General features: G+C 74.8%; 4 protein-coding genes. 1 reads left to right on the top strand and 3 read right to left on the bottom strand.

Annotated elements, in window-relative coordinates; genetic code table 11:
* Together L2I40_RS22885 and L2I40_RS24520 are read right to left on the bottom strand one after the other, a co-directional pair.
* Nucleotides 1-299, bottom strand: a 299-nt coding sequence (locus L2I40_RS22885) for a hypothetical protein (protein ID WP_237217664.1), incomplete at its 3' end; no start/stop codon positions are given.
* Nucleotides 299-427 (bottom strand): hypothetical protein, encoded by a 129-nt coding sequence (locus L2I40_RS24520; RefSeq protein WP_272911007.1) that lies wholly within the window; start codon nucleotides 425-427, stop codon nucleotides 299-301. The genes L2I40_RS24520 and L2I40_RS22885, both read right to left, overlap by 1 nt.
* A gap of 99 nt (nucleotides 428-526) precedes the next feature.
* On the opposite strand from L2I40_RS24520, the gene L2I40_RS22880 reads away from it, so the two are divergent.
* Complete coding sequence (locus L2I40_RS22880) at nucleotides 527-1,090, top strand: hypothetical protein (protein ID WP_237217663.1); 564 nt, start codon at nucleotides 527-529, stop codon at nucleotides 1,088-1,090.
* Nucleotides 1,091-1,132: 42 nt separating this feature from the next.
* Here the strand turns inward: L2I40_RS22880 and L2I40_RS22875 are convergent.
* Nucleotides 1,133-1,650 (bottom strand): hypothetical protein (locus L2I40_RS22875; RefSeq protein WP_456305763.1); only part of this gene is annotated, 518 nt, incomplete at its 5' end.

The raw sequence follows: 1,650 nt of genomic DNA, 5'->3' as shown, positions 1-1,650 counted from the left end.
CCGGCGACCACGGCAGTCGCGGCCCCGGTGAGCAGCGCGGCGCGCCTGGTGTCGCCGCGGCGGCCGCGGCGCAGCAGCCAGGTGGCGCCGAGCGTGAGGCCCATGCCGCCGGCGGCGGCAAGCAGGCCGACGACGTCGCCGGTGGCGATTTCCCAGATGCTATCGAAGAAGAGCGGCCAGGTGAGCAGCGGAAGCAGCAGCCCACGCGTGCCCGCGCGCACCGCGGCGACACCCTGCTCCGCCCGCGCGCGCGCCTCGCGCAGCGCCGCCTCGGCGCCGGGAGGCCAGGACTGGCTCATCAGGTGAATATGGCCAGGAAGCTGGCCAGCCAGAGTGTGAGGGTGAGCGCCGTGATGCCGGCGGCACGCCGCACGGGCACGGGCAGCGCGCCCAGCAGGGGGCGCTGGGGAACGGGGCGTCGGTCCATGGTCCCCCTCACATCGGCCCGCGCCATGGCCGCATCAAGGCCGAGGGATGGAGCGGTCCGGGCAGGTAACCATATGCAACGCGACGCAGGGGGAAGACGATGAGCGACAGCCTTTCTCAACGCGTGCTGGATGCCGCCCTGGCGGAGGCGGCCGAGACGGGCTGGTACGAGCTTCGCCTGCACCGCGTGGCGGCGCGCGCCGGCGTGACGCTGGCCGAGTTGCGCAGCGCCTACCGCGACGCCGACGCCATCGCGGATGCCTGGTTCGGCCAGGCGCTGGAGGCGATGCTGGCGCTGCCGGAGGCGGAGCTGGAGGACCGCCCACCCTCGGCGCGGGTGCAGGCGGCGCTGATGCGCTGGTTCGCGCACCAGGCGGCGCATCGCCGGACGGTCGGCGGCATGCTGCGTGCCAAGATGCACCTGTCGCATCCGCATCACTGGGCGCCGGCGATCTTCAACCTGTCGCGGCTGATCCACTGGGCGCTCGACGTGGCGCGGGTGGATGCGCGCGGGCTGGCGCGGCAGGCCGAGGAGGTCGGCACCACGGCCGCTTTCCTCGCGGCGCTCGCGGTCTTCCCGGGCGACGACCACACGCTGACCCGCACGCGCGCGGCGCTGCGCGCCTCCCTGGGCTTCCTGGACCGGCTGCCGCGCGCGAAGTGAGGGCGAGGCCCCGCTCCGAACCCCAGCCGGAAGGAAGGGGATCTAGCGCGACAGGGCGATGCCGCGGATGACGATCGCGGCGAGCGCGCGGCCGACGCAGTCGTTGAGCCGGTCCATCACCGCCGTGCGCTCGTTCCGCGCCGCGCGTTCCACGTCCGGGCCGCCGCCCTCCGCCCAGCCCTGCATCAGGTCATAGCGCCGCAGCAGGGGCGTGCCCGTCGCCACGGCGACGAGCCGCAGCTTGTCGCGATAAGGCTCGACATTGGCGTTGGCGCGCAGGAACCGGCTGAACTGCTGGTCCATCAGCACGACGTCGGCGCCGCCGCGCCGGAGCCGCTCGATCCCGCTGCGCAGTGCGTCGCTCATCTCGTCCGCATCGAGGCCGCGCGCGGCTTCCACCGTGCCGACCTGCCAGACGACGAGCGCGGCGCCGGGCGCGCCCTCGCGCAGCATGGCGAGGTGCTCCATCGCCGTGACGCCGCGCGCGCCGCGCACCGACACCTCGATCCGCGCCTGGGGGAAGCGGGCCTGCAGCGCCGCGGCAAGGCGCGCCGGCCAGG

It is taken from the genome of Falsiroseomonas oryziterrae, assembly GCF_021864505.1.
Lineage (GTDB): Bacteria > Pseudomonadota > Alphaproteobacteria > Acetobacterales > Acetobacteraceae > Falsiroseomonas > Falsiroseomonas oryziterrae.
Note: the sequence above shows the minus strand (reverse complement) of the source record. Positions and strands in the feature narration are given on the sequence as shown.

What these genes read in the sequence shown, in the direction of transcription:
- L2I40_RS22880 (WP_237217663.1), top strand. Translation starts at nt 527, where the DNA reads ATGAGCGACAGCCTTTCTCAACGCGTGCTGGATGCCGCCCTGGCGGAG.
- L2I40_RS24520 (WP_272911007.1), bottom strand. Translation starts at nt 427, where the DNA reads ATGGACCGACGCCCCGTTCCCCAGCGCCCCCTGCTGGGCGCGCTGCCC.